Genomic DNA, 20312 nt, shown 5'->3' with positions numbered 1-20312 from the left:
ACTAAACCTCCATGACGACCGGGATGATCATCGGACGGGTGCGCGTACGGCTCCAAATGAAGTTGGAGAGCGAATCGCGCACGGCCTTGCGAATGGCATCGGAGCCGCTGCTCGTAAAGCTAAACTTGCCCTTCTCGATCGTCTTCATGATGGATGCGGAGGCATCCTCGGAGAACTGATCGTCGATAGCAAAGGAGACGCCACGGCCCGAGAACTCAATAGCCTCGATCTTCTTGTGCTTGAGCGAGACGATGGCGACGGCTGTGACCATACCGTCATTGGCGAGCTTCTGACGATCGCGCAGGACGATGGGGTCGGTATCACCGATGCGCAGGCCGTCGACGTAGACGACGCCGGACTCGACGGGCGTGCCGCGCTTGACAATACCACCGCGCATCTCGAGCGTGTCACCGTTATCGAGGATAAAGATGTGATCATCCTTAATGCCCATCTTACGGGCAAGCTGGGCATGGGCACGCAGGTGCACGGCCTCGCCGTGAACCGGCATAAAGTAGGTGGGCTTGGCCATGGCCATCAGAAGCTTGAGCTCCTCTTGGCTGCCGTGACCCGAGACATGGACGAGGGCACGGTTCTTGTCCCACACGTCGCAGCCAAGCTTGGCCAGGCTGTTGACGACCTGCTGGACGGCCTTCTCGTTGCCGGGAACAGGGGTCGCCGAGAGGATGACGGTATCGCCCTCGTGGATGGAGAGCGTCTTGTGCTCGCCGTTGGCCATACGGGACAGCGCCGACAGCGGCTCGCCCTGAGAGCCGGTGCACATGACGACGATCTTGTCGTCAGGCAGGTTATCGATATCGAAGGCATCGATGATATCGGCATCGTCGATGTTGAGGTAGCCCAGCTCGCGCGCCACGCGGGTGTTGGTGAGCATGGAACGTCCGGTCACGACGACCTTGCGGCCGCACTTGCGGGCGGCGTCGCAGATCTGCTGCAGGCGATGGATATGGCTCGAGAACGACGCGACGAACACGCGGCCCGGGGCATTCTTGATGGCGTGCAGCAAGTTGGGGCCGACTTCGGCCTCGGACTTGGTAAAGCCCGGAACCGTGGCGTTGGTGGAGTCGGAAAGCAACAGGTCGATGCCCTGCTTGGCAAAGCGACTGATGGCGGCATAATCGGGCGTGACGCCATCGATGGGCGTCTGGTCGAGCTTAAAGTCGCCCGTGTGCATAACGGTGCCCTGGTTGGTGCGAATGAATACGCCCAAAGCGCCCGGAATTGAGTGCGTCATAGAGAAGAAGTCGAGCGAAATGCCACCAAGATTGACATGGCTACCGCCCTTGACCTCGCGGAACTTGGGCGCGCGGATGCGGAACTCGGAAAGCTTGCCCTCGATGAAACCAAGCGTCAGCTTGCTCGAGAAGATGGGCACCTTGTTGTTGAGGTCCTGCAGCAGGTACGGAAGCGAACCGGTATGGTCCTCGTGGCCGTGGGTGACGATGATGCCGCGGAGCTTCTCCTCGTTCTCCAGAACATAGGTGTAGTCGGGAAGCACCAAATCGATACCGGGCTGGGAGTCGTCGGGGAACATAAGGCCGGCGTCGACGAGCACCATGTCGTCGCCGCACTCGAAGACCGTCATATTCTTGCCGATGCCGTCAAGGCCTCCGAGCGGAATGATCTTCAAGGGAGATGATTTTTTAGCTGCCATAGGTTCGTGCGGTTTCCTTTCTTCGAAACGGGTCTGGAACAACCGACGGGGCGCTTCTGGCAAACCGACCGCCGGGAACGTACAAACATGCATCACGGAGTCGATGCAGTAACCGCATTATGATACCCATTTGCCCACCAACAGACCACCCATGCATCAAAGCCCCATCTGAACTGGTCTATCCCGCCGGTTTCCCGTGGGGCGGGCACTGATGAAGTTTCCTGCTCTACAGTCCTGCTCACGACGGAGGCCACATTAAGTGGCCTCCTGTTCGTGCGGAACTCGCGATAAACTTCATCAGTGCCCGCCCCACGGGAAACCTGCCAAAAAGGGACAGGTTTATTTTGGTCGGTTTTATCTGGGGTAATGCCGCACATGCGATTATCTAAAGATCTGAATTCAGATAACTGAATAGACTATCTGACAAAATCGAAACCCGCACCCACCAGCCCTTTTGCTATTCCCGGCGGGGGCCGCGGGTAAAGTTTATCGCGAGTTCCGCACGAGCCGGAGAGCACTTAATGTGCTCTCCGTGCGAGCAGGACTGTAGAGCAGGAAACTTTACCCGCGGACCCCGCCGGGAATAGTAAAAGGGCGACCCCTGTCCGGAGTCGCCCTTGTTGAGCTGCTTATGTACGGCTGTTACTCGGCGTCGTGGTGACGGCGGGGCTTGCGGCCTCCGTTGTCACCGGGACGGCGCGGACGGTCGCTGCGCTCGGAGCGCTCGCGACGCGGACGCTCACGGCGCTGGAAGTGCTCACCGTCGCCCTCGGAGGCACCCTCGGCACGAGCCGGAGCCTCGGGCTTATCCAGACGATCGAGCGAGATCTTGCCGCGATCGTCGACCTCGATGACGACGACCTTAACCTCGTCGCCCACGTTGAGGACATCCTCGACCTTCTCCACGCGACCCTTGGCGACGCGGGAGATGTGCAGCAGGCCGTCCTTACCGGGCAGCAGGTTGACAAAGGCGCCAAAGGGCTGGATGGAGACCACGCGACCGGTGTACTCCTCGCCCGGCTCGGGAACCTTGATGATGAGCTTGATGCGCTCGACAGCCTGGTCGACGGACTCGCCGGTGCCGCCGACAAAGACAGTGCCGTCCTCCTGGATGTCGACCAAAGCACCGGTCTCGTCTTGGATGCCGCGGATGACCTTGCCGCCGGAACCGATGACGTCGCGGATCTTGTCGGTCGGAACCTGGATGGAGACGATGCGCGGAGCGGTGCTGCGCGTGGTGTGGCGCGGCTCGGGGATCACATCGAGCATCTTCTGCAGGATGAAGGCGCGACCCTCCTTGGCCTGCTGCAGGGCGCGGGCCAGGATGTCAAAGGTAAGGCCGGTGGCCTTGTTGTCCATCTGCAGAGCGGTAATGCCCTCGGTGGTGCCGGTGACCTTAAAGTCCATATCGCCCAGGAAGTCCTCAAGACCCTGGATATCGGACAGGACCACGGTCTTGCCCTCCTCCTGAATCAGACCCATGGCGATACCGGAGACCGGGCGCTTAATGGGCACGCCGCCGTCCATGAGGGCGAGCGTGGAGCCGCAGGTCGAAGCCATCGAAGAGGAGCCGTTGGACTCCATGACCTCGGAGACCACGCGGATGGCGTAGGGGAACTCGTTCTCGTCGGGGAGCACCGGAAGCAGGGCGCGCTCGGCCAGGTTGCCGTGGCCGATCTCGCGGCGCTTGGGGCTACCCATGCGGCCGGTCTCGCCGGTGCAGAACGGCGGGAAGTTGTAGTGGTGCATGTAGCGCTTGCCCTCGGTGGGCTCGATGGTATCCAAACGCTGGCCCTCGTTGAGCATGCCGAGCGACAGGACGGAGAGCACCTGGGTCTGGCCGCGCTGGAACAGGCCGGAGCCATGAACGAGCGGCAGGTAGTTGTCCTTCACCATAATGGGGCGGATCTCATCGGCGGCACGGCCGTCGACGCGCTCACCGGTCTCGACGACCATGGTGCGCATGGCCTTCTTCTCGAGCTTCTTGAGTGCCACGGGGATCTCGCGCTCCCAAGCGGCCTGCTCCTCCTCGGTGAACTCGGCACGGATGGACTCCTTCAGAGCCTCGACCTTGCCGATACGGGAGAGCTTGTCGGCGTCGCGAAGGGCGGCTGCCATCTCGTCGTAGTGGGCGAAGATGCGCTCCTGGACCTCCTCGACGGGCTGGTCAAGCGGGTACTCCTTCTTGACGATAGCGCCGTTGACCTGCTCCCACTCGGCAACGAACTCGTCCTGAGCCTGGCAGAAGGCAGCGAGGGCCTCCTGGCCAAACTTCATGGCGGCGAGCATATCGTCCTCGGAGATCTCATCGGCGCCGGCCTCGACCATCGAGATGAAGTCGGCAGAGCCGCCCAGCTCCAGGTCCAAATCGGAGTTCTCGCGCTCCTCATAGGTGGGGTTGACGATAAACTCGCCGGTCTCCACGTTGCGGCCGATGCGCACGCACGCAAGCGGGCCCTCGAAGGGCACGCCGCCGAGCGTCATGGCCAGGGAGGCACCCATGACGTTGATGACGTCGAAGGGGTTGACCTGGTCGGCGACGAGCGAGGTGGCGACGATGTGCACCTCGTTGCGGAAGCCGTCCGGGAAGCTCGGGCGAATAGGACGATCGATCATGCGGGCCGTGAGCGTGGCCTTCTCGCTGGGACGGCCCTCGCGCTTGAGGTAGCCACCCGGAATACGGCCGGCAGCGTACATCTTCTCGTTGAAGTCGACGGTCAGCGGAAAGAAGTCGTAGTTCTTGCGCTCCTTGGAGACGACCACGGTGTCGAGCATCGTGGTATCGCCCTGCTTGACCAGACAGGCGCCGGTGGCCTGCTTGGCAAGCTCGCCCGACTCAAAGGTGTAGGTCTTGCCGTACAGCTCAAAGGTCTTGGATACGAGTGTCATTGTTCTCCTTTACCCCGCAGGCCCCTTGCCTGCGGGCTTCTCATGTGACGCGGGCCCCCTGCCCCCGCCACGCTTCAGAGCGTGATTGTTCACGCCCTTACACAAAAAGAGCGCCCCGCTGCGCAGGACGCTCTTAGCATGTACAAATCCTTACTGGATGTTGTCGCGGATGCCCAGAGCCTTGATGAGCTCACGATACTCGACGACGTCGTTCTTCTTGATGTAGGAGAGAAGACGACGACGGCGACCGACGAGCATGAGCAGACCACGACGGGTGTGGAAGTCCTTCTGGTGGGACTTCATGTGCTCGGTCAGCTCCTTGATGCGCTCGGTCAGGATGGCGACCTGAACCTTGGGGTTGCCGGTGTCGACCGGGGTGTTACCGAACTGGGCAGTCAGCTCCGCCTTGCGCTCTTTGGAAACAGTCATTGTTTCACCTTTCGTTTCGCGTCGCCCGCGGGCGACTCCATTCGCCTCGGACTGGGAAGCCGCCGGTGGAGCGAGCATCCAAGGTCGAGGTACCAACAGGTCGGTATGTTACCACAAGCGGACCGCGTATGCCCATCATCACCGACCCAACATGAATTCCATCGCGCGAAGACGCTGATCGGTGTGCGTCGCAGCCCAAACATGCGAAAGCCCCAGCAAAAAGGCGGCAGTATGGGGATCGACCCTCTCGGCCATGAGCGCATCGAAGGTCATGGACATGAGGGCGCGCAGCCATGCGACCTCGCCGGTCGACACCAGCTCGGCACCCGGAACGCTCGACGCGCACGACCCGCACATGAGCCCGCCCGCCTGGGGCGAAAAATACGACAGAATGGGGTCTCCGCACAGTACGCAGGCCGAAAAATCGGGTCGATAGCCAACGTGCGACAACAGCTTAAAGACATATGCCGCCACAAGCAGGTCCATATGTGCCGTGTCGAGCCTGCTGCCCACCAGGGCAAGTGCTCGCTGCGTAATGGCAAAGGTAAACGGGTCCTCGGCGTCCTCGAACGAGCACACGCGCGCGACCTCGGCGATCGCGCTTGCGGCGCAGGTCGTCTCGTAATCGGGCGCGGCGCCGAGCGGCGCCTCCATAAGCTCGGCCTGGGAAACCACGTCGAGCGACCGTCCGTGCGCGAGCAGCATATCGACGGTACAGAACAGCTCGCAGCGCGCCGCCAGGCGCCCGCCGGGTTTGCGCGCGCCCTTTGCCACAGCACGGACCTGCCGACCCCGCTCATCGAGCATCGTCAAGATCAGATCGGTCTCCTTGAGCTTGGTCTTATCGAGGACGAGTACCTTTGTGCGATATGTCCGTGAGCCTGCCATGAGCGCCGCGCGCCCTTAGTCCTCGGCGTTGTAGCCAAAACGGCGAATCTGGGCCTCGTCGTCACGCCAGCCGGCCTTTACCTTCACGTCCAGCTCCAAAAAGACCTGCGTGCCAAAGATGCGCTCAAGATCGCGACGGGCGTCGATGCCGATATGCTTGATCATCTCGCCGCCCTTACCGATGATGATGCCCTTTTGGCCCTCGCGCTCAACGTAAATGGTGGCATGCACGCGCAGCACCTTCTTGGTCTGCTCGAGCGCATCGCAGATTACGCCAACGGAGTGCGGAATCTCATCACGGGTGCGGCGCAAGACCTTCTCGCGCACAAACTCGGCAACGAGCGTCTCGTCGGAAGCGTCGGTACCCATGTCCTCGGGGAACCAACGCGGGCCCTCGGGCAAAAAGTGCGCAACGGTCTCGATGAAGGCATCGACGTTAAAGTTCTTGACCGACGACGTCACGATCTCATCGTCATATTCCATGAGCTCGTGGGCGGCCTTAAGCTGCTCCATGACCTGTGCGGGATCGGCTTCATCGGCCTTGGTGAGCACCAGGACCTTCTTGGAACGGGCACATCTGACGCGCTCGGCAACCCAGGCGTCTCCCCTGCCGATCGGCTTGGTGGCATCAATCAAAAACGCGACGACATCGACATCGTTCAGCTCGAACAGCGCGCTCTTGTTGAGCTCGGACCCCAGGCCGTCCTTGGGTTTGTGAATACCCGGGGTATCGACAAAAACCAGCTGGTAACCGGGGCGATTGACGACGGCGCGCATGCGACGGCGGGTCGTCTGGGCCACCGGTGAGGTGATGGCGACCTTTTTGCCATAGCAGGCGTTGAGCAGCGTGGACTTACCGGCGTTGGGGCGACCGACCAGGGCCACGAAGCCGCTGCGGAAACCGGGCTCAACGTCGCCAAAGCCCGCGAGGCTGTCGTCCTCGTCGCACAGGGCGTCGAGCTCCTCGTCACTCATGCCCTCAAACGGGTCGAACTCCTCGACCTCGCAAGCCTCAGTCGCTTCGGCATCCACAGCATCCAGGGGCTCGTCGTCCAGCGTTTCATCGATAGGCTGCATATTGTCGGACATGAAGATCCCTTTCTAAATAAAGCCGAGCGCGTGGGCAAATACCAACAAGCCCACAATCGCGGCGGTGATGGAAAGAACGTATACGGAGGCGGCGGCGATATCCTTTGCACGCTTTGCCAGCGGATGGAACTCCTGGGTCGCCAAATCGACAATCGCCTCCATGGCGGTGTTGCACAGCTCGCCGTGAATCACCAGGCCGCAGCAAATGATAATCGTAGCCCACTCGGCAATGTCGAGCCCCACGATGCAGCCGGCAATGACAGTGCACACACCCGCCACGAGCATGACCTTAATGTTACGCTCGGTCTTGACGGCAGTAACGAAGCCCTCCATGGCGTAGGAGAACGACTTTAAAAAGGACGGATGGTCCTTGTTCGATCCGGGAATCATAGACGGCTCCTAGTCGTGGGCATGGTTGGTGATGGGGCCGACGTGAACCAGCTTGGGGTCCTCGCCGCGCTCGAGCGCCAAATCGCGCAGGATGGCGTCCTCGCGGGCCTCCATGACCTCGGCCTCGTCGTCCACGATATGATCGTAGCCCAGTAAATGCAACATGCCATGCACGAGCATCAGGCGGCACTCATCGGCAGGGCTATTGCCAAAGCCGGGGGCCTGACGGGCAATGACCTGCGGGGCCAAGATGATATCGCCGAGCTCGAGCGTCTCGTCGGCTGGGATATCCCCGTCAAAGGCCGAGTCGCATTCAAACGAGAGGACATCGGTGGTACGGTCGATACCGCGCCACTCGTGGTTGAGCTCGTGCATCTCATCCTCATCGACATACGAAAGGGAAATCTCGACTTTTCGCTCAACGCCTTCGGCAGCAAGCACGACCTCGCAGATGTGCTCTACCTCCTGCACGTCAAGCAGCGTATCGAGCTCGGCATCGTTGCTGATCAATACACTCAACGGGACTCCTTTCGGTCGCGCACGCGTTTCTCGCGCACGTCATCATAAGCATCATATGCCTCGACGATTCGCCCCACCAAGGCGTGACGCACCACGTCGGCACGCTCGAGGTGCGAAAACGCGACATCGTCGACACGACCCAAAATCTGCTCAACGTCGGCAAGACCGCCGCGACGACCTACCAAGTCACGCTGGCTCAGGTCACCGGTAATCACAAACTTGGAGTTAAAGCCCAAGCGCGTCAGGAACATCTTCATCTGCTCGGGCGTGGTATTTTGAGCCTCGTCGAGCACCACGAAGGCATCGCTCAGCGTACGACCGCGCATGTAGGCAAGCGGGGCGATCTCGATCACGCCACGCTCCATAAGCTCATCGGTGCGCTCGCGATCCATCATGTCAAAAAGGGCGTCGTAGAGCGGACGCATGTAGGGATCGATCTTTTCCTCGAGGGTACCGGGCAAAAAGCCCAAGTTCTCCCCCGCCTCGACAACCGGACGCGTCAAGATCAGACGGCCCACCTCGTGACGCTTGAGCGCGGCAACGGCAAGTGCCATGGCCAGATAGGTCTTACCGGTACCGGCAGGACCCAAGCCAAACGTGATGGTATGCGAGCGGATGGCATCCACATAGCGCTTTTGACCGAGCGTCTTGGGGCGAATGGCACGACCGCGATACGAAAGCAGCACATCATCGCGAAGCGACGTAGCCCCGTACTCACCGTCGCGCAAGACGGCCAGGCAGCGAGAGACATCGTCGACAGACAGCGTCCGTCCGGCGGCAGCCTCGCGAAAAGCATGCTCGAAAAAGCGCGCCACGAGCTCGACCTCGTCCGGGTCACCGCACACGGCGATACGGTCGCCACGGGCGACCACGTGGGCGCGAACCAAGCTCTCGAGCGCACGAAGGACGCCGTCGCCGGCACCCAAAACGCGCGAGGGATCAATTCCATCGGGAACGGTAAGTCTAATCTTCGAGGCTTCCATGAACCTCCCTGCGTGCATGGACCAAGCCGGAATCATCGACTCCGATGATAGCAACATCGAGCAGGCACGGGGCTGTGAGTCCGCAGGTATCGTCAAGACGGGCATGATGAAACGAACCGAGCGTCAGGTTGTCGCCATACTCGAGCACGGCACGCTCGACGGTGCCCACGCGACGGCGGGCGTCGGCAATGGCGAGTTCCTGCGCCGCGGCACGCATACGACGGCTGCGCTCAGCCATAACCTCGGGCGGCACCTGGTCGGGCATGTCGGCAGCAAGGGTACCGGGACGCTTGCTATAGCGGAAGACATGCATGCGCGAAAAGCCCACGCGACGGCACAGCGCCAGCGACTCCTCAAATTCCTCGTCCGTCTCGCCGGGAAAACCGACGATCACGTCGCACGAAAGGGACGCCTGAGGCAAGTTGGCGCGGATCATACGCACCGTCTCCTCAAATGCCTCGGCGCTATAGGGACGGCCCATGCGATGCAGGGTCGCCGTGCAGCCAGACTGCACGGGCAGGTGCAAAAACGGGGCGATGCGCTGCGGATAGCGGGCCATGACCTTAAGCAGGGGCTCGGAGATATCCATGGGCTCGACCGAGGAAATGCGCACATGAGGAATAGACGTACGCTCCATGATTGCCTCGAGCAGCTCATCGATCTCGACGTGTTCGTCGGTCGCACTCTTGCCATCGTAGGCGCCCAGGTTCACGCCCGTCAGCACCACCTCGGGCATGCCGGCCTCCTGAGCCTCACGAACTTGTTCGAGCACAGACTCGACCGGCACGGAGCGCTCGGGGCCGCGGGCCTTCCACACAATGCAATAGGTGCAACGATGGTTGCAGCCGTCCTGGATCTTCACACCCAGACGCGAGCGACCGAGCGCGTCGACCACATCGCCGTCGCTACAGGCGGCCACACTATCGGACTCAACGCCCAGCACCTCGCAGACGCGTTCGGCGACATCGATCTTAGACGGCTCCGCGATCACGCGGTCCGAAAGCTCCAGAAGCTCCTCGGGGTGCAAATTGACAACGCACCCGGTCACGACCACATAGGGCTCTTTTGGATGAGCCAGCGCATGGCGGACGGCCTTACGGGTCTTGGCCTCGGCCTCGCCCGTAACGGCACAGGTGTTAATGACGATCAGCTCCGCATCCTGAGGATCCACCATTGCAAAACCCAGGCGCATAAGATCGGCAGTGATACGGTCGGACTCAACCCGGTTGACACGGCAGCCGAGGTTGACAACAGAGATATGAGGTGCGAGCACGCGGGCTCCTTAATCGAGGATGTCGTCGAGAGCGCTCTTAATGCGATCGGTCACCGATTTCTTGCCGGAAGCGACATCGTCGCCCGACTCGGCGGCGAAAGCCTCGAGCAGCTCGCGCTGCTTGGCGGAAAGGTTCGTGGGGACGAGCACGCGCAGCTGAACGATCAAGCGTCCACGCGAGCCGCCACCGCCGATACGGGGCATACCGTAGTTGTTGACACTCACGGTGTCGCCGTACTGCGTACCGGCGGGGACGCACACCTTGACGACCTCGTCGGGCAAAACGCCCTCAACCTTAATCTCGCAGCCGAGCGCAGCCTGCGCAATCGAGATATCGCTCACGAGGTACAGGTCGTCGCCGTTGCGTTTAAAACGCTCGTGATCGGCGACGCGCACGTTGACGATCAGGTCGCCCGAGGGCTCACCACGAAGGCCTGCCTCGCCAAAGCCGCTCACGCGCAGCTGGCGACCGGTCGAGACGCCGGCAGGGATATCGATGTCGATCTTTTCGTGCGAAGGCGTGCGGCCCTGACCGTCGCAGGTCTCGCAGGGATGGTCGATGACCGTGCCTTCGCCATGGCAGTCGGGGCAGGGCGAAGAGGACTGAACCTGACCCAGGAACGAGCGCTGGACCGTTGTGACATAGCCCGTGCCGTGGCAACGGCTGCACTGCTTTTCGGCCGCACCCTCGGCCCTACCGGTGCCATTGCAATCATCACAGGGTGCAAGGCGGTCATAGCTGATCGTCTTTTTGCAACCGAGCGCTGCCTCCTCAAGGGTCACCGAAAGGGAGATGGCCATATCGCGGCCGCGACGACGCTCGCGGCGATTTCGGGCGCCACCGCCGGCACCGCCGCCAAAGAACGACGAAAAGAGGTCGTCCATGCCCATGCCGCCAAAGATATCGTTAATGTCGACATAGCCGGAGCCACCGGGGCCGTCGGGCGAACCGTAGCGATCGTAGTTTGCACGCTTCTGCTCGTCGGAAAGAACGGAATATGCCTCGTTGAGCTCTTTGAACTTGGCCTCGGCATCGGGGTCGTCCGAAACGTCCGGGTGTACGATACGGGCCTTCTTTAGAAACGCGCGCTTAATCGTCCGCGCGTCGGCATCCTTGTCGACGCCAAGTACCTCGTAGTAATCCCTATTTTCCGACACGACCGAATCCTTCCGACTTTCATTATTGTCACAGTGCGTCCTATACCCAAGCTGGGCCGACCGCAAACAAAGGGTTTGATGTTATTGCATTGCGTAGGGCGAAAGCATGGCACGTTGCGAGCAGCTCGCAAACCAAACCGACACGAGAGCAAACATAAATCCGTTGGCAAAACCGTTGGCAAACTGCATCGCGCCGCGCTTCCACCACAGCAGGCTGCGGTGAAGCACGCCGTCCGAGAGCACCATGAACAAGCCCATGGCAAACGGAACAAAGCACATCATGGCAAAGGCCGAGAACACGCCCGAGATGGCCGACAGCACCAAAAAAGGCGCCACGATGCCCATCAGGTAAAAACCGGTACGAGCCTTGCCCTCCAGGCGTTCGGCCTCGACATGGGCGCGCCCGACCAAATCGCCGCCCGAGGCACCGTTGGTGCCGGCGTGACCCATGCCGTCAATATGGATCTCGTCGCCATCATGCGTGCCGGCAGGAAACTCAATCGTCTGCTCGGAGGTCACACGGGTCCGCCCGCTGCCACCGCAATCGGGGCAGGGGTCGGCGACGACCTTACCGGAACCGCCGCACTCGGGGCAGACCGACTGGAACGTGCCGGCACCAAACAGGAAGGACAGGTCGACGTCGATGTGGCCGCGACCGCCGCAGCTCGGACAGGTATGTGCATGCTCGGACGAGACAGAGCCCGAGCCTCCGCAATGACCACAGGTATCGAAGCGCGTATAGCGGACGGTCTTGCGGGCACCGCCCTTGGCCTCCTTGGCGTCGAGCTTAATATCGACGACCACGTTGGCGCCGTTCTCGGGATTATAGGCAGCCTGGCTGCGACGCTGCTGGCCCCAGGCGCCACCAAAGGGAAAGCCGCCCTCAAAGGGATTGCCATAGCCTGCGCTGCCGGCGTAGCCGCCGCCATAGGGCGAAGCAGAAGGAGCGCCGGCGAAGGGATTGCCCGAGCGCATGGCATCATAGCGCGCACGCTTCTGCTCGTCCGAAAGCACGGCATAGGCCTCGGAAACCTCTTTAAACTTTTCCTCGGCATCCGGCTCTTTGTTGACGTCCGGATGGAGCTTGCGGGCCTTTTGCTGAAAAGCCTTCTGTATATCACGCGAGGTGGCGTCCTTGGAGACACCCAAGATCTCGTAGTAATCTTTTTCGTTCATCGTCGCCATGCGCGGCAACCTCCTGCTCACAGCAGCGTATATATTGCGGTAATTCTACCCGAGCGGCCTAAGCTAGACCCCAAAACAGCTCGAACAGCATATTTCCATCGAGCCAGCCCAAGTGGGTGGGCGCTAAACGGGCGCGGGCGCGACCTGCTACAACATCTTTTGAGGTGATGCGCCCCGCATGCCCCTCGACATCATCGGGTACCCAGGTGGCAAGGCCCAATTCGAGCGCACGGTCGCAGGACACCGCCAGCTCGTCTGCAGGAATCACGCTTGCCGAGCGAACCAACAGGTCGGGCCCAATGCCACGCGTCATGCGACAGGCGAGCATCAAATCCTCCGCCGCCGCCTCGCGCCGCGACAGATACTCGGCATCAAACGTCGTCGCGGCATCGTCGCGTTGCACCAGACGCACGCGATACGCATCGCCGCGAGCGGGCACATCGGGATAAAGCCCGGCCAAGCGATCGAAATCCTCGGCGCCGAGCATGCCCGCGGCAGAGCGACCCAGGCCCAGATAGCCCCGTCCGGTCCAATAGGCAATGTTGTGGGCGCACTCATGATCGTCGAGTGCATAGCTTGCCACCTCATACGGGTGATAGCCGGCCGCACCCAGACGCTCACGCGCCGCTTCCATGCACGCAGCCTGAAAATCCTCGTCGGGCTCGAGCGACTCGTCGTAACACGCCATGCGGTAGAGCGGCGTGCCTTCCTCGAGCGTGAGGGGGTACACCGACACATGATGTGGCGCCGCTGCCAACACGCCATCGAGCGTGCGCTTCCAACTCGCTGAGGTCTGCCCGGGAAGGCCGCACATAAGGTCGCACGACACATCGAGCCCAGCGTCCTTAACCGTCGTGATGGCAGCGAGCGCCCGATCGGCATCGTGAATACGGCCGATGGCGGTAAGTTCGGCATTATCGAGCGTTTGCACGCCCAGAGAGACGCGTGTGACACCAACCTTGGCAAGCGCAGCGGCAAGCTCGGCGGTCAGCGACTCAGGATTAGCCTCGCAGGTAAACTCAACGGGCTTGCACCACATGCAAATACGCCGGGCAAGCTCCACCAGACGCTCTCCCGCCAGCGACGGTGTGCCGCCGCCAACATAGACGGTGCGGACTTGCGCAAGCGCCCCGGTGTCTCCAAAGGCATCAAGGCGCGCATACAGCTGCTCAAAATAGGCATCGAGCGCAGCGCTCAGGTCGCACGGAGCAAAACTGCGTGAGTCAAAGTCGCAGTACCGACACCTTTGAGCGCAAAACGGCACATGCGCGTACAGCGCGCTAACGGCCACCGTTAGGCCTCCAGCGGATGAGCGGGCACCGACTCGCCAGCGGCAAGCGCGGCCTCGCAGGCCACCACATCGCGCTCGATATCATCGACCAATGCCATGAACTCCTCATATGTAGAGCAACGCACCACCTGGGCGCGCCAGGCGGCAGCATGGGGCATGCCCTTTAGATACCAGCTTGCATACGTACGGGCACGCGACATGAGCGGCAGAAGCTCATGCGTCAGTGTGAGATGCTCGCGCAGGGCGTCCAGGCGCTCGACAGAGCTGCGCACCGGCACCGGTACGCCATTGAGCGCAAGGGCGCGAGCATCACCAAAGACCCAGGGATTACCGTAGATACCGCGTGCGATAAACACCGCGCTGGCACCCGAGTTGCGCAGATGCTCCGCGGCATCCTCGGCCGAGAACACGTCGCCCGAACCGATAACGGGAATCTCGACGGCATCGGCCACCTCATCGACGACCGACCAATCGGCCTGACCCGTATAGAGCTGCGTGGCACAGCGACCATGCACCGCCACAGCCGCGGCGCCCGCCCCCTCGAGCATCTGGGCAAACGTCGCGGCATTGCGATCTTCAGCGTAAAAGCCTTTGCGGATCTTAACGGTCACGGGCACGTGCGCCGCGCCCACCGCCGCCTCGACGATCTTTTCGGCCAGCTCGGGCGTGCGCATGAGCGCCGAGCCCTCCCCTTTGGTGACGACCTTGCGAGCCGGGCAGGCCATGTTGATATCGATCAGCGACAGGCGATCGCCCACACGCTCCTCGACGGCAGCGACGGCGCTCGCAAATTGATCGGGCTTGGAGCCAAAGAGCTGTACGCAGATCTGCTGCTCCTCGTCTGCCGGCAGCACCAGGCGCCACGTCTTATTGCTGGCATAGGCAAGGCCCGCCACGCTCACCATCTCGCTATAGGCAAGATTGGCGCCGCGGCGGCGGCACATGATGCGATAGGCGGGATCGGTCACGCCGGCCATGGGAGCCATAAGGAACGGCTGCTCGGCATAGGCACCCAGCAGCCGCGTACTGTATTCAGAAAGCGCCATGGAACTACTCGTCCACTTTGAGGATCGCCATAAAGGCCTCTTGCGGGACCTCGACCGAACCGATAGCCTTCATGCGCTTCTTGCCCTCTTTCTGCTTCTCGAGCAGCTTGCGCTTACGCGAGATATCGCCGCCATAGCACTTGGCCAAAACGTCCTTGCGGCGCGCCTTGACGGTCGAGCGGGCAATGATCTTGTTGCCGATGGCACCCTGAATGGGCACCTCGAACAGCTGGCGCGGAATAATTTCCTTAAGCTTGTCGCACAACCCGCGGGCCAGGCCATAGGCCTTGTCCTTGTGCACGATAAACGAAAGCGCGTCCACCTCGTCGCCCGAAAGCAGGATATCGAGCTTGACGAGCTCGGAGGGACGATACTCGTTGAACTCATAATCGAGCGACGCATAGCCCTTGGTGCGGCTCTTGAGCTGGTCAAAGAAGTCCAGGATGAGTTCGGCGAGCGGCATGTCGAAGCGCATCTCGACCGATTTGCTCGTGAGGTGGATCATGTCGGTCGTAATGCCGCGGTGCTCGATAGCGAGCTGCATGACGGCTCCCGTATACTCGGGCGGGCAGATAACCTTGGCCTTGAGGTAGGGCTCCTCAATACGCTCGATGCGCGTAGCCTCGGGCAGATCCTGCGGGCTGCGGACATCAATCATCTCGCCGTCGGTCTTGTAGACGTGGTAGTCCACCGAAGGGCTCGTGGCGATGAGGTCCAGGTTGAACTCGCGCTCCAGGCGCTCCTTGACGACCTCCATATGCAGCAGGCCCAAGAAGCCAACGCGGAAGCCAAAGCCGAGCGCCACCGAGGTCTCGGGCTCCCACACCAACGACGGGTCGTTGACATGCAGCTTATCGAGAGCGTCACGCAGGTTCTCGTAATCCTTGTTGTCGATCGGGAACAAGCCCGTGTAGACCATGGGCTTGGCCTCACGGTAACCGGGAAGCGGCTCAGGGCAGGGATTCGACGCCCACGTGAGGGTATCGCCCACGCGAACGGCCTCAGGGTCCTTCAGGCCCGTGACCACGTAGCCCACCTCACCGACCGTCAGCGCGTCGACCGGAGTCTCGGCGGGACGCTTGACGCCCACGCCATCGACCAAAAAGTCGCCCTCGGCCTGCATCATGCGCAGGGTATCGCCCTTCTTGATGGAGCCGTCAAAGACGCGGACCGTGGCGACGACGCCGCGGTACTCGTCAAAATACGAATCCAGGATGAGCGCCTTGAGCGGCGCCGTCGCATCGCCCTTGGGCGGTGAGATCAAAAAGACGATGGACTCCAGCAGATCATGGATGCCCTCGCCGGTCTTGCCCGATACGCATACGGCATCGTCGGCAGGAATCGCAAGGTCATCCTCGATCTCGGTCTTAACCTCGTCGGGGTGTGCCGACGGCAGGTCGATCTTGTTGATAGCGGGCACGATATCCAGGTTGGCGTTCATGGCGAGCGTCGCGTTGGAGACGGTCTGCGCCTCGACGCCCTGCGTGGCGTCGACGACGAGCACCGCACCCTCGCAAGCGGCAAGCGAACGCGAGACCTCGTAGGTGAAGTCCACGTGGCCCGGCGTATCGATCAGGTTGAACTGATACGTCTCGCCATCGTCGGCGTCATAGGAAACGCGAACGGCATTGGACTTGATCGTGATGCCGCGCTCGCGCTCGATATCCATGGTGTCGAGCAGCTGCGATTCCATGTCGCGCTCGTCGACGGTATGGGTGAGCTCGAGGATGCGGTCACTGATCGTGGACTTGCCATGGTCGATGTGCGCAACGATCGAGAAGTTGCGGATGTGGGAAATGTCAATTGAAGTATTCATGCGGACTATCTTACCCGAGCGGTACAAAAAATGGAGCCTGTTCCATAAAACAGGCTCCATTTATGCGCGTAATCTGAGTGGTGTGAAATTTACAACTTAGGCGTTGATGCTGTTCACGAGCTTGGCAAGACCGGACTTGCGGTTGGAAGCCTGGTTCTTGTGGATAACATGCTTGGCGGCAGCCATGTCGAGGCGCTTGGTGACGGTCTTGAGGGCAGCCTGGGCCTTCTCGGCGTCGCCCTCGGCGACGGCGGACTGGACATGCTTGGTCAGCGTCTTGAGCTCGGACTTGACAGCCTTGTTACGCATGCGAGCTGCCTCATTGGTGCGGATACGCTTCTTCTGAGACTTGATGTTTGCCACTTCTGGAGTTCCTTTCGAGTTCCTTGCAAAAAATGTATGACACCTCTGAGACACGGTGAGGTCATGCAAGCGCCTACTATAGCACGCTCCCCCTCAAAGGGATAGAACGAATTTGTCAAATAGACAGCTATCATCACGATTTTCTCAAGATGTTCGTAATCCAGAGCAAAAGCGCGTTCTGAGAATCGGCCGAACCCTTAAGAGCGAGCTCCACATCGACCGCGCCCTCGAGCGCCGCGACGAGCTCCGCCATCGAAAAGCGGCGTGCCCAGGTCAGGTGATTCTTAACCTGCCAGGGTTGAAGCTTGAGCGTCGCGGCAAGCTCGCGACCCTGTCCACGCGCATCGAGCGCCTTGGCGACGATAAGCTCGCGAATGCGTCCGCACAGCAGCGTGTAGGTCCACACATAGCTCTTGGCGGGTAGCAGCCCAAAGAGCTCAAGCGAGCGGCGCATATCACGAGCCGAGACCGCGTTGAGAAAATCCCAGGGCTGAACTTCGGCCGTGCGCACGATCCAGCGTTCCACATCGGCAAGCTCAATTTGCGGCGCATCGACCATCTGGGCAAGCTTGGCCAAGTCGTTATCGAGCATGCGAGTGTTTTCACCCGAACGCGAGACGAGTTCCTCGGCGGCCGCCGTCGAGATCGACTTGCCGTGCTGCGTCGCCATCTGCTGCACGCGGCGCGGTAGCTCCCAGCGCTTGGTGCCGGAGCAATCGATCACGGCCTTCTTGTCGATCTTGGCGATCGCCTTATACAGGCGCGTGTTCTTGGCAAGCGAGTCGGCGATGATGAGACAGACCGTTGTGGGGCTTGGACTCGCTAAATACTCGACAAGCGGCTCCGAGACCGCCTTGGCGAGCTTTGAGCAGCCGTCAAGGATTACCAAGCGAAACTCGCTGCCCATGGGAAAAGTGTTGAGCGATCCGATAATGGACTCGATATCGGGGTCCTTGGTCATGTCGCGCTCGTCGAGGTTGAACTCGACCATACCCGACTTTTCCAGACGCGCTTTCATACGCGAGACGGCGTGGTCGCGCTTGACTCCGTCGGTACCGACGATCAGATATGCCGGCAGCAGACCGGTTTCAGACATCGCGCTCCCCTCCCGCAGGCTCTCCAGTTCGTACCGTGCCATTCTATCCCACGGGTTGGTCCCGCGCCAACGGCAGCATCACGGTCGCTGACATCGCATGGTAAAACCGGCCGCAGTCGGCGAGACGGTAATGTCGCCTCTCTCGATAGTGCATGCGAACGCGCCGCCCGCATCGCTAACGGCATCGATGCAGGCATCGGATGGATGGCCGTAGCGGTTGCCCTCGCCCGCGCTCGCAATAGAGAGCTCGGGCTTAAGGGTTTCCAGCAGGTCTGTATCGACAGAAACTTTTGAGCCGTGATGCCCCAGCTTGAGCACATCGATATCACCCACCTCCTGTACAAACTCGCACTCCTGATCGAGCTCGGCATCACCGGTGAGGAGCATACGCAGGCTCTTGCCTTCCTGAGCATAGGAGAGCAGCAAGACAAGCGAGTCCTCATTGCCCTCACCGTCAACCGTATCAAACGGCCACATCACACGAGCCCGAAATGCACCGATATCGACTGTGTCTCCGCGAGCCACCTGCCGATACGTGACGCTTGGGCGATTCAGAACCTCAGCAGGCGCGCTGCCCATCGCATCCGCCGCAACCGCAATGGTTCCCACCGAAAACCGATCGAGTACGTCGGGAAGACCGCCCCAATGGTCATCATCCCAATGCGTCACGAAGACGGCGTCGATATGGTGGACGTTATTGCGTACCAACGCCGACACCACGCGCGCGTCGAGCCCACAGTCGACGAGCGCCACGGCGCCACCCTGACGAACCAGAATCGCATCGGCCTGGCCAACATCAAGGACTGTCACCGAAGGCGGCGCACATCGATCCCAATAGACATACGGAACGCCCGCTGCAAGCATCAAACACAGCAGCCCCACTGCCATGGACCGTGCGCTGGGGCGTGGCCACAAGACCAAGAGGACCACCAGCGAAAAAGGCACCACGTATACCAAGGGCGTATCGGGCGGCACGCTTACGGATGCGCCCGGAACGGCAGCAAAGAGCTGCTCAAAGAACAGGGCACAGCGAGCGATAGCCATGGGCACCACAAGCGCCCCGTGACGCAAGAGCGGCACAAGCGAGCAAGGCACCAGCACAACCGAAGATGCGAGCAGCACGCTTATCACCGGACCGATCACGGCATTTGCAAGCGGGGCAATGAGCGAAAACATCCCAAATGCGGGAATGGTTACGGGAAGTGTCGCGAGCTGTGAGCACAGCGTGACGGACAAAATACTGGCAACCCCCGATGGCACGCCCAGCTCGCCCAAGGCGTAGGTAGCGTAGGGGCAAAAACAAAGGATGGCAAAAACACTGGCGCACGATAGCTGAAAACCCATCTCGAACAATACCGTGGGACGCAGCAACACAAAGATTGCCATGGTGACAAAAAGAGCCGAAAGGCCATGCCGACGACGCCCGGCGCCGTTGACGACAAGCGTCGCCGCCACCATGCAGCACGCGCGCACGGCCGAGGGCGAAGCGCCCGTAAAGACGGCATAGGCAGCGAGGGCCAGCACCAACACCCCTCTCTGCAGCCCACGAGAGAGGCGAGTCTTTTGCAGGGCGCTCTCAATCACAAACCCAACGATGGCAAGATGGCTGCCCGAGACGGCGATAAGATGTGCGGTGCCCGTTACCGAAAACAAATCGCCCGCCGGCTGAGCACGCAGCTCGGAGGAGCGTCCGCAGACAACGCCGGCAATGAGCGAGCGCGCCGGATCGGTCTCGGGCGCGATAGCGGCAAGGAGCTCGTTTCGCAGCCAGGGCAACGGCCCCGGAAAGCCTTCGTCAACCGATACCAACCGGATGACCTTAACTTTTCGAAGCTCGCCCCGAAGCACGCGTGAGCGCCCGTACGCATCATTCTCAAAACGCGAAATTCGACCGATAGCACGTACATGCGAACCGGCGCCGAGCTCACGATCACACGACAGCCGTATCTCGCCCAAGCGCTTTCCACCCGCATATGAATCACAGGTATAGGAGTACGTCCCGTCATTGATGGATGGATCACCCTGTACAACAAACTCGAGACTGCTCGCAGCTCGATTATCCAGTGCCGTCGAAGCACGCAACGCCCCTATCGCCCAACCCGCGGACACGACCGCTCCCGCCAGGAGGCCGAGGGCCGCGGCATACAGCCATCGCCTCCACCGCACAAGACGCATACAAAACCGAGCCAATACGATGCACGCGGCAGCCGCAACGGGAATGGCCA

17 protein-coding genes are annotated in these 20312 nt (G+C 61.1%); all 17 read right to left on the bottom strand.

Annotated elements, in window-relative coordinates:
* Position 1: 1 nt before the first annotated feature.
* Positions 2-1672 (bottom strand): ribonuclease J, encoded by a 1671-nt coding sequence (locus ACTQ0H_RS03530; protein ID WP_117654800.1) that lies wholly within the window; start codon positions 1670-1672, stop codon positions 2-4.
* Positions 1673-2314: 642 nt separating this feature from the next.
* On the bottom strand, positions 2315-4561 hold the full coding sequence (locus tag ACTQ0H_RS03525) for a polyribonucleotide nucleotidyltransferase (RefSeq protein ID WP_427794772.1): 2247 nt from the start codon (positions 4559-4561) through the stop codon (positions 2315-2317).
* 150 nt (positions 4562-4711) lie between these two features.
* Entirely contained in the window at positions 4712-4990 is a 279-nt protein-coding gene (gene rpsO / locus ACTQ0H_RS03520) for a 30S ribosomal protein S15 (RefSeq protein ID WP_154516313.1), read from the bottom strand.
* Between the two features lie 138 nt (positions 4991-5128).
* On the bottom strand, positions 5129-5878 hold the full coding sequence (gene recO / locus ACTQ0H_RS03515) for a DNA repair protein RecO (RefSeq protein WP_441547818.1): 750 nt from the start codon (positions 5876-5878) through the stop codon (positions 5129-5131).
* 15 nt (positions 5879-5893) lie between these two features.
* Positions 5894-6967 (bottom strand): GTPase Era, encoded by a 1074-nt coding sequence (gene era, locus ACTQ0H_RS03510; protein ID WP_195838553.1) that lies wholly within the window; start codon positions 6965-6967, stop codon positions 5894-5896.
* Positions 6968-6979: 12 nt separating this feature from the next.
* A complete protein-coding gene (locus tag ACTQ0H_RS03505) occupies positions 6980-7357 on the bottom strand; it encodes a diacylglycerol kinase family protein (protein ID WP_427726826.1) in 378 nt (125 codons plus the stop codon).
* 9 nt (positions 7358-7366) lie between these two features.
* A complete protein-coding gene (gene ybeY, locus ACTQ0H_RS03500; RefSeq protein ID WP_441547817.1) occupies positions 7367-7876 on the bottom strand; it encodes an rRNA maturation RNase YbeY in 510 nt (169 codons plus the stop codon).
* On the bottom strand, positions 7873-8859 hold the full coding sequence (locus tag ACTQ0H_RS03495; RefSeq protein ID WP_441015490.1) for a PhoH family protein: 987 nt from the start codon (positions 8857-8859) through the stop codon (positions 7873-7875). The genes ybeY and ACTQ0H_RS03495 overlap by 4 nt, the downstream gene beginning before the upstream one ends.
* Positions 8840-10132 (bottom strand): MiaB/RimO family radical SAM methylthiotransferase, encoded by a 1293-nt coding sequence (locus ACTQ0H_RS03490; protein WP_441547816.1) that lies wholly within the window; start codon positions 10130-10132, stop codon positions 8840-8842. The genes ACTQ0H_RS03495 and ACTQ0H_RS03490 overlap by 20 nt, the downstream gene beginning before the upstream one ends.
* A gap of 9 nt (positions 10133-10141) precedes the next feature.
* Entirely contained in the window at positions 10142-11290 is a 1149-nt protein-coding gene (dnaJ, locus tag ACTQ0H_RS03485) for a molecular chaperone DnaJ (protein WP_441547815.1), read from the bottom strand.
* 81 nt (positions 11291-11371) lie between these two features.
* Entirely contained in the window at positions 11372-12475 is a 1104-nt protein-coding gene (locus ACTQ0H_RS03480) for a DnaJ domain-containing protein (RefSeq protein ID WP_427747934.1), read from the bottom strand.
* A 58-nt stretch (positions 12476-12533) separates the two neighbouring features.
* On the bottom strand, positions 12534-13766 hold the full coding sequence (locus tag ACTQ0H_RS03475; RefSeq protein ID WP_441537861.1) for a coproporphyrinogen-III oxidase family protein: 1233 nt from the start codon (positions 13764-13766) through the stop codon (positions 12534-12536).
* 2 nt (positions 13767-13768) lie between these two features.
* Entirely contained in the window at positions 13769-14812 is a 1044-nt protein-coding gene (gene dusB / locus ACTQ0H_RS03470) for a tRNA dihydrouridine synthase DusB (protein WP_441041564.1), read from the bottom strand.
* 4 nt (positions 14813-14816) lie between these two features.
* The gene (gene lepA / locus ACTQ0H_RS03465) at positions 14817-16628 is read right to left on the bottom strand and encodes a translation elongation factor 4 (protein ID WP_441537863.1); all 1812 of its coding nucleotides are present in this window, start codon (positions 16626-16628) and stop codon (positions 14817-14819) included.
* 96 nt (positions 16629-16724) lie between these two features.
* Positions 16725-16991 (bottom strand): 30S ribosomal protein S20, encoded by a 267-nt coding sequence (rpsT, locus tag ACTQ0H_RS03460; RefSeq protein ID WP_022094714.1) that lies wholly within the window; start codon positions 16989-16991, stop codon positions 16725-16727.
* A gap of 133 nt (positions 16992-17124) precedes the next feature.
* Positions 17125-18087 carry a DNA polymerase III subunit delta gene (gene holA, locus ACTQ0H_RS03455; RefSeq protein ID WP_427747932.1) on the bottom strand — a complete coding sequence of 321 codons (963 nt, stop codon included), beginning with the start codon at positions 18085-18087 and terminating at the stop codon, positions 17125-17127.
* 78 nt (positions 18088-18165) lie between these two features.
* Positions 18166-19863 (bottom strand): DNA internalization-related competence protein ComEC/Rec2, encoded by a 1698-nt coding sequence (locus tag ACTQ0H_RS03450; RefSeq protein ID WP_441547814.1) that lies wholly within the window; start codon positions 19861-19863, stop codon positions 18166-18168.
* Between the last annotated feature and the right edge of the window lie 449 nt (positions 19864-20312).

The organism is Collinsella sp. LCP21S3_A3 (assembly GCF_052118905.1).
In the GTDB taxonomy this organism is placed as follows: Bacteria; Actinomycetota; Coriobacteriia; order Coriobacteriales; family Coriobacteriaceae; genus Collinsella.
This window is presented reverse-complemented; position numbering and strand designations above follow the sequence as displayed.

Excerpts from the sequence above, each read along its gene's own strand:
- ACTQ0H_RS03530 (WP_117654800.1), bottom strand. The coding sequence starts at position 1,672 with ATGGCAGCTAAAAAATCATCTCCCTTGAAGATCATTCCGCTCGGAGGC.
- ACTQ0H_RS03525 (WP_427794772.1), bottom strand. The coding sequence starts at position 4,561 with ATGACACTCGTATCCAAGACCTTTGAGCTGTACGGCAAGACCTACACC.
- rpsO (WP_154516313.1), bottom strand. The coding sequence starts at position 4,990 with ATGACTGTTTCCAAAGAGCGCAAGGCGGAGCTGACTGCCCAGTTCGGT.
- recO (WP_441547818.1), bottom strand. The coding sequence starts at position 5,878 with ATGGCAGGCTCACGGACATATCGCACAAAGGTACTCGTCCTCGATAAG.
- era (WP_195838553.1), bottom strand. The coding sequence starts at position 6,967 with ATGTCCGACAATATGCAGCCTATCGATGAAACGCTGGACGACGAGCCC.
- ACTQ0H_RS03505 (WP_427726826.1), bottom strand. The coding sequence starts at position 7,357 with ATGATTCCCGGATCGAACAAGGACCATCCGTCCTTTTTAAAGTCGTTC.
- ACTQ0H_RS03495 (WP_441015490.1), bottom strand. The coding sequence starts at position 8,859 with ATGGAAGCCTCGAAGATTAGACTTACCGTTCCCGATGGAATTGATCCC.
- ACTQ0H_RS03480 (WP_427747934.1), bottom strand. The coding sequence starts at position 12,475 with ATGGCGACGATGAACGAAAAAGATTACTACGAGATCTTGGGTGTCTCC.
- dusB (WP_441041564.1), bottom strand. The coding sequence starts at position 14,812 with ATGGCGCTTTCTGAATACAGTACGCGGCTGCTGGGTGCCTATGCCGAG.
- lepA (WP_441537863.1), bottom strand. The coding sequence starts at position 16,628 with ATGAATACTTCAATTGACATTTCCCACATCCGCAACTTCTCGATCGTT.
- holA (WP_427747932.1), bottom strand. The coding sequence starts at position 18,087 with ATGTCTGAAACCGGTCTGCTGCCGGCATATCTGATCGTCGGTACCGAC.